General features: G+C 73.2%; 7 protein-coding genes. 5 read left to right on the plus strand and 2 right to left on the minus strand.

Translation table 11 applies throughout. From position 1 onward, the window contains the following. Positions 1-1,774 (minus strand): DUF3027 domain-containing protein (locus CCN56_RS45230; protein WP_256962359.1); only part of this gene is annotated, 1,774 nt, incomplete at its 3' end. 515 nt (positions 1,775-2,289) lie between these two features. Here CCN56_RS45230 and CCN56_RS36360 point away from each other — a divergent pair. The 4 genes from CCN56_RS36360 (at position 2,290) to CCN56_RS36375 (ending at position 6,099) form a co-directional block, all read left to right on the plus strand. Continuing rightward, entirely contained in the window at positions 2,290-3,672 is a 1,383-nt protein-coding gene (locus CCN56_RS36360) for an MFS transporter (RefSeq protein ID WP_086832013.1), read from the plus strand. 195 nt (positions 3,673-3,867) lie between these two features. Then, on the plus strand, positions 3,868-4,350 hold the full coding sequence (locus CCN56_RS36365; protein ID WP_086832014.1) for a DUF2771 domain-containing protein: 483 nt from the start codon (positions 3,868-3,870) through the stop codon (positions 4,348-4,350). 7 nt (positions 4,351-4,357) lie between these two features. Continuing rightward, positions 4,358-5,257, plus strand: coding sequence for a hypothetical protein (locus CCN56_RS36370; protein WP_086832015.1), 900 nt, complete (start codon positions 4,358-4,360; stop codon positions 5,255-5,257). Next, positions 5,254-6,099 (plus strand): 1,4-dihydroxy-6-naphthoate synthase, encoded by an 846-nt coding sequence (locus tag CCN56_RS36375; protein ID WP_179200118.1) that lies wholly within the window; start codon positions 5,254-5,256, stop codon positions 6,097-6,099. Before CCN56_RS36370 ends, CCN56_RS36375 begins: the two co-directional genes overlap by 4 nt. A gap of 103 nt (positions 6,100-6,202) precedes the next feature. Here the strand turns inward: CCN56_RS36375 and CCN56_RS45675 are convergent, their stop codons facing one another. Further along, on the minus strand, positions 6,203-6,586 hold the full coding sequence (locus CCN56_RS45675; RefSeq protein WP_041130566.1) for a cold-shock protein: 384 nt from the start codon (positions 6,584-6,586) through the stop codon (positions 6,203-6,205). Positions 6,587-6,729: 143 nt separating this feature from the next. Between CCN56_RS45675 and CCN56_RS36385 the strand changes: the two genes are divergently transcribed. Next, positions 6,730-6,993 carry a hypothetical protein gene (locus CCN56_RS36385; protein WP_179200119.1) on the plus strand — a complete coding sequence of 88 codons (264 nt, stop codon included), beginning with the start codon at positions 6,730-6,732 and terminating at the stop codon, positions 6,991-6,993. Positions 6,994-7,074 lie beyond the last annotated feature (81 nt).

The following is a 7,074-nucleotide window of genomic DNA, read 5'->3' on the forward strand; positions in this document are numbered from 1 at the left end:
CGTCTCCACCCCGACCACCGCCGCCGCTGCCCGCGTCGCCGGTGGTCGGGGTGGAGACGACCGGCTTGCGCAGGGAGGAGAGGTCGTGGGCGTAGGTGCCCACGGCGTTGGCGATGACGTCGATGTTGACGTCGAAGGCGGTCATGTCGATGTTGCCGATGTCGTCGCCCTCGGCGTGGTAGTTCACGTCGTACGCGACGCCCGCCGTGCCGCCGAACCTGGCGGCCTGGGCAGGGGTCTTGATGCCCTCGGCGCCGGTGAAGGTGCCGCCGGAGGGGATGCCGACCGCGATGAACGGGCCGTAGTCGGAGCGGCCGGTGAAGTCGGTGCCCTCGTGCGGGGCCCCGTTCCTGTCCATGAAGTCGGTGATGTCGCGCTCCAGTTGGGCGGAGCCCTCGGGGCCGGCGCCCGCGCCGACGCCGTCGGAGTTGTCGCCGTCGTACACGAACAGGCCGTAGTTCGGCGAGGCGATCATGTCGAAGTTGAGGTAGAGCTTGGTCTCCTTCTTGTCGAGCGCGGTGAGGCTGTCGACGTAGTGCTCGGAGCCGAGCAGGCCGACCTCCTCCGCCGACCACCAGGCGAAGCGGACCTTGTTGCGGACCTTGTCCTTGGACTTGGCGAGTTCGAGGGCGGTCTGCAGGAGACCGGCGGAACCGGAGCCGTTGTCGTTGATGCCGGGGCCCGCGGTGACGGAGTCGAGGTGGGAGCCGAGCATGACGGTGTTGGCGGCGTTGCCGCCCCTGGTCTCCGCGATGACGTTGTTGGTGGAGCGCTTCTCCTGGAGCTGGCGGATCTCGAAGGAGAGCGAGACCGGGCCCTTGGCGAGGTCGGCGGCGAGCTGCGTGCCCTCGGCCAGGCTGATGCCGCCGGTGGGGATCGCGCCGGAGGCCGGGTCGCCGAGGGTGCCGGAGAGGGCGCCGTCGACGTTGTTGTAGACGATCGCGCCGGCGGCGCCGGCCGCGGCGGCGTTCTGCTGCATGACCGCGGCCTCCGAGTGCCCCCCGCAGCCGTACGCCAGGGACACGACCCGGCCGTCCGCCGGGGAGAACTCGTTCGCGCAGATGCCGAAGGCCTGCTTCAGGGAGCCCGCCAGCGGCACCAGGAACGCGCAGGACTCGCAGGAGGCCGGTGCCGCCTGCGCCATCGGCGTCTTCGCGCCGAACGCCTCGTCCCAGCGGTCCGCCGCCACGTGCAGGCCGTAGCGGGACAGGACCCGGGCCCTCCGCATGCCGAGTTCCTCCGCGACCGCCGCGATGGCGCCGCGCGACGGGGTGCGCGAGGTCAGCTCCGCGTCCTCCTCGTCGAGGTGCTCCTCCATCTCCTCCGAGACGGCGGAGTTCGGCGGCGGCGCGTCCTCGCCCGAGTAGCCCGGCTCCAGGCGCAGGTCGTCCTGCTCCGTGGGGAGGAGGTCCCCCGGGCCCATGTCGCCGGGGCGCAGCCGCTCGCTCCACGGCACCCACTCCGGGGCGAGGAGCGCGTCGGTGCCGGGCAGCAGGACGGTTTCGTCAAGCGTGACGTTCTTGGCGCGGGAGGCGCGGGTGACGGTCACCGCCCAGCGCCAGCCCCGGTAGCCGGGCTCCTTGGACTCGAAGTAGTGCGTGACGACGCGGTCGCCCTCCGCGACGACCTCGACGTGCGCGCCCACGATCCCTGGCGCGGCCGCCTCCTCGGCGGCCTCCCGCGCGAGGTCTACGGCCTCCGCGCACAGGCGGTCGGGGGTACGCGTGGCTCGCGGGGTACGCGGGGTACCGCTTCGCGTCGTCGCAGCACTCACAGGTCTCGCTTCTCTCCTACGCCGTCTCACGGGTGCGCCGGCCGAGGGGCGGGAGCGAAGCCACGGGCGGCGGGCGGAGCGGACCAGGGGGCCGCATCGACGTCCGCACCCGACTTGTCTCGCGCGTCTCGGGCACACCTAACGTCATCCATTCTGCGGGATGCCGAAGAGGCGCGCGGCCGAGAGCTTCCGCCGGTGACGCGCTACGCACGCTACCCCGTTCGCGGGCCTCCGCCCACCTGCCCGTCCCAAGTGACCGGATCCTGGAGCACCGGAACCGCCCCGGACCCTCCCCGTGCGGGCCCGCGCCCGGCTGGGCGGTGCCTTCCGCCGCCTGCCGTGCGGGCCATCGTCCCGCTGGGCCGGGACCGGGTGGGGCGCCGCCCCACAACTGCGGAACACCGCCCCGGCGGAACGACGGCCCACAACGGGGGGCGCGGCGCGCGACCGATCCTCCGTGGTCGTCTCCGTCGTGCCCCGGTTCGTCCGGCGCGCCCGTGGGGCACTATGACGGAGTGGCAGCCGCACGGTCCCCCGTACGATCACACGATCCCGCCGGGCCGCTCCGCCGAGCGGGCCGGAAGGTCGGGCGCGCCCTGCACCTGCCGTTCACCGGGACCGCCAAGGGCATCCGGAAGGCCACCCACGCGCACGGCGCGGGCGAGTCGGGGCTCGGGAAGCTGATCGAACTGCACGCCGTGAACGGCGCCGGCGACGTCATGATCACCGTCGCCCTCGCCTCCACCGTCTTCTTCTCCGTGCCGACCGACGAGGCCCGCGGCCGCGTCGCGCTCTACCTCGCCGTCACCATGGCCCCCTTCACCCTCCTCGCCCCCGTGATCGGCCCGCTCCTGGACCGCATCCCGCACGGGCGGCGCGCGGCGATGGCGGGCGCGATGCTGACCCGCGCGGTCCTCGCGATCACGATGTCGGGGGCCGTCGCGACCGGCGGCCTCGAGCTGTACCCCGCCGCGCTCGGCGTGCTCGTGGCCTCCAAGGCGTACGGAGTCGTCCGCAGCGCCGTCGTACCCCGCCTCCTCCCACCGAACTTCTCCCTCGTAAAAGCAAACTCCCGGGTCACCCTGGCCGGGCTGCTCGCCACCGGCATCGCCGCGCCCATCGGTGCGGGGCTCCAGATGGTCGGGCCGGGCTGGCCGCTGTACGGGGCGTGCGCGCTGTTCCTGCTCGGCACGTTCTGGGCGCTGCGGATGCCGCACAAGGTGGACTCCGCGAAGGGTGAGCGGCGGGCGCACCTGCTGACGCACGGCGAGAAGAAGCCGAGCCTGCGGACGGTCGGCCCCTCCGTGCTGCACGGCCTGGAGGCGAACGCCGCGCAGCGCATGCTGTCGGGTTTCCTGATCTTCTTCCTGGCGTTCCTGCTGCGCGAGCACCCGCTGCCCGGGCAGAGCGCCGCCGTCTCCCTCGGGATCGTGGGCGTCGCGGCAGGCGTGGGGAACGCGTGCGGTACGGCCGTCGGCTCGCTGCTCCGGGACCGGGGCCACGGGCCCGAGGTGATCATCGCCACGATGATCAGCGTGGTCTGCGGTACGGCGGTCCTCGCCGCGATCTTCTTCGGCGGGCTCATGGTCGCCGTCCTCGGCGCGGTCGCGGGCCTCACCCAGGCCCTGTCGAAGCTGTCCCTGGACGCGCTGATCCAGCGGGACGTGCCGGAACAGGTGCGGACCTCGGCGTTCGCCCGATCCGAGACGGCGCTGCAGATGGCGTGGGTGGTGGGCGGCGGGATCGGCATCGCGCTGCCCCTGAACGGCACCCTCGGCATGTCCGTCGCCGCCGCGATCCTGGCCCTGGGCGCGTTCCTCTCGGTCCGCGGCCTCCTGTCGGAGGCCCGCCGCCGCCCGGGACCCAAGGGCGGCCAGCCGAAGACGAAAGTGGCCTAGGGGTGTCTTGCCGATCGGGGCGGACAGGCCCTCGGGGCGTCTTGCCGATCGAAGCGGGCAGGCCCCGGGGCGTCTTGCCGGCCGGGGCGGGCAGGCCCCGGCACTGCTGGGGACACTCCGTGCGAAGCGGTACGCAGGGGCGGCACGCCGTACCCCCGCGTGGCGCGGACGCGGCGGCCCGATAGCCTTCGGCTCATGACCGTTGCGTTCTTCTCCGGCTCGCGCCGCCGGGCCGCCGTCGCCCTCGGGGCCGTCTCCGCCGGGCTCCTCGTACTCTCCGCCTGCGACAAGCCGACTCCGCTCGCGACCCTGACGGTCGGGACCGACTCGGTGCACTCCGAGGCCGCCTGCTACAACGACGGCGACGCCATCAAGGAGTCGCAGATCCAGCAGTGCCTCAACAAGAAGGCCGAAAAGACCATCACGGTCTCCACGGACGACAAGATCCGCTTCGGCGTGGACCCGGAGATCGCCGACCACGGCTGGACGATCTTCCTCGGCGGCCAGCAGGCCGAGCCCGAGCCCTACAAGAAGACGTACCGGACCATCCCGGCCAGCGCCTTCTTCTCCCAGTCCCCGACCGGCGAGGCCACCGACAAGACCCAGGTGACCATCGTCGAGAACACCGGCAAGAAGCTGACCGGCATCTGGCACTTCCAGCTGAAGAAGGACTCCTGATCCGCCGGTGGTCCACCGGATCCTGATCGTGACGGCCGTGGCGGCGGAGGCGGACTCCGTCTCCGCCGGCCTCGGTCTCGGCACCCCCGAGCCGCTTCCGCTGCCGGGGGGTCTCGTCCTGCGCCGTCACGAGAACCGCGTCGACGTCCTCGTCGGCGGGGTCGGCCCCGCGGCCGTCGCCGCCGCGACGGGGACGGCCCTCGCGTACGAGGCCCTGGCCGGGAGCGGCTACGGACTCGTCGTCTCCGCCGGAATCGCCGGCGGCTTCCAGCCGACCGCGCCGGTCGGCTCCGTCGTCGTGTCGTCGGCGATCGTCGCCGCGGACCTCGGGGCCGAGACCCCGGACGGGTACCTCACGGTCGAGGAGCTGGGCTTCGGCCGGTCCGCCCACCTCGTGCCCGAGGAGCTGACGGGCCGGATCACCGCCGCGCTGGCCTCCGCCACCCGGAGCACCGAAGGCCCGGACGCCGGGGGCCCGCCGCACGCCGCAGGCCCGCCGGACGCCTCAGGCCCCGCCACCGCAGTCCCGGACGCCTCAGGCCCCGCCGCCACAGACCCGCCGCACGCCTCAGGCCCGCACGCCTCAGGCCCGGACGCCGTCCCTGCCGCGGGGGCCCCTCCGTACACCCTCGCGCCCGTCCTCACCGTCTCCACCGTCACCGGTACCGCCCGTCGCGCCGCCGAGCTCGTCGAGCGGCATCCGACCGCCGCCGCCGAGGCGATGGAGGGCTTCGGCGTCGCCGAGGCCGCCGCCGCGTACGGCGTGCCCGTCGTCGAGATCCGGGCCGTGTCCAACGCCGTCGGCCCCCGCGACCGCGCCGCCTGGCGCATCGGCGAGGCCCTGGGCGCCCTCCGGCACACCTTCGAACTGCTCGGCAGCACCGTCTTCGTGGAGGCGCACGCGTGAAACTCAAGATCGCCTACTCGCCCTGCCCCAACGACACCTTCGTCTTCGACGCCTGGGCGCACGGCCGGGTCCCGGGCGCGCCCCGGCTCGACGTGACGTTCGCGGACATCGACGTCACCAACGGCTGGGCGGAGAGCGGCACCGACGCGCACGACGTCCTGAAGGTGTCGTACGCGGTGCTGCCGTGGATCCTCGACGAGTACGCCCTGCTGCCCTGCGGCGGCGCCCTGGGCCGCGGCTGCGGGCCGCTCGTGCTGACCCGTGAGGAGGGGGCCGACCTCTCCGGGAAGACCGTCGCCGTGCCGAGCGAGCGCTCGACCGCGTACCTGCTGTTCCGGCTGTGGGCGGCCGAGAAGGTGCCCGGCGGCGTCGGGGACGTCGTCGTGATGCCGTTCCACGAGATCATGCCCGCCGTGCGGGACGGGAAGGTCGACGCGGGGCTCGTCATCCACGAGGCCCGCTTCACGTACGAGAACTACGGGCTGCACCGCCTCGCCGACATGGGCGAGCACTGGGAGTCCACGACCGGCCTGCCGATCCCGCTGGGCGCGATCGTCGCCCGCCGCTCGCTGGGCGCCGAGACGCTCGGGCTGCTCGCCGAGTCCGCCCGCGCGTCGGTGCGGATGGCCTGGGACGATCCGGAGGCCTCCCGGCCGTACGTCCTGGAGCACGCCCAGGAGATGGACCCGAAGGTGGCCGACCAGCACATCGGCCTCTACGTGAACGAGTTCACGGCCGACCTCGGCGAGCACGGCTACGCGGCGGTCCGCGGGCTGCTCACGCGCGCCGCGGCCGAGGGACTCGTACCGCCCCTCGGCCCGGACGCGCTGCGGTTCCCGTAGGACCTCAGCCCCGGACACGCCGCGGTTCCGTAGACCTCAACCCCGGACGCGCCGCGGTTCCGTAGAACCTCAGCCCCGGACGCGCCGCGGTTCCAGTGAAGGGCTACACGTCCAGCTGGTCGGCGACCGCCCGCAGCAGGCCGGCGATCTTCTTGCCCGCCGCCTTCTCCGGGTAGCGGCCGCGCTCCAGCATCGGCGTGATGTTCTCCAGGAGCGTCGTCAGGTCCTGCACGATGGACGCCAGTTCGTCGGGCTTACGGCGCTGCGCCGCGGCGACGGACGGGGTCGGCTCGAGGATCGTGACGGACAGCGCCTGGTCGCCGCGCTGACCGGCGACGACCCCGAACTCGACCCGCTGCCCCGGCTTCAGTGCGTCGACTCCGGCAGGGAGCACCGACGAGTGGACGAAGACGTCGCCGCCGTCGTCGCGGGAGAGAAAGCCGAAGCCCTTCTCGCTGTTGAACCATTTGACCTTGCCGGTAGGCACGTCTGTCCTCGTCCTCGTCCTCGTCGGTGGGGATGGCAAACAGCGGGTCGTCGACCGACCCGCCGGCACCAGGCTAATGGTCAGAAGGCCGGTGACAAGACGTCGCCGACGTGTTCCTCCGGCCTGGGAACTACCCTGGCGGGATGCGTAACGAAACCCCCGCCGTGCCGGTGGACGACAGTGCCCCGGGTGACGGCCTCGTCAAGGCCGGTGTGATCGTGTTCGCGGTCGGTGCGGTCGCGACGCTGGTCACGGTGGCCCCGCTGCTCCTCGGGACGGACCCGTTCCCCACCGTCGCGTACCTCGTGTCGATGCTGATGGGGGTCGGGTTCCTCGTCGCCGCCGCCGGGCTGCTGCGGTCGGTCGCGGCCCAGCGGCGGCAGGCCCGTTCCGGCCGGGCCGTCTGAGGCTCAGGCCAGATACCCCTCCCACCAGGCGCGGAAGTCCGTCAGGTCCCGCAGGACCACGTCCGCGCCTGGTGGGAGGGG

The sequence above is a fragment of the Streptomyces sp. NRRL B-24572 genome (assembly GCF_002156145.1).
In the GTDB taxonomy this organism is placed as follows: Bacteria; Actinomycetota; Actinomycetes; order Streptomycetales; family Streptomycetaceae; genus Streptomyces; species Streptomyces vietnamensis.

Coding starts and splice junctions, on each gene's coding strand:
- CCN56_RS36365 (WP_086832014.1), top strand. CDS start 3,868: ATGACCGTTGCGTTCTTCTCCGGCTCGCGCCGCCGGGCCGCCGTCGCC.
- CCN56_RS36385 (WP_179200119.1), top strand. CDS start 6,730: ATGCGTAACGAAACCCCCGCCGTGCCGGTGGACGACAGTGCCCCGGGT.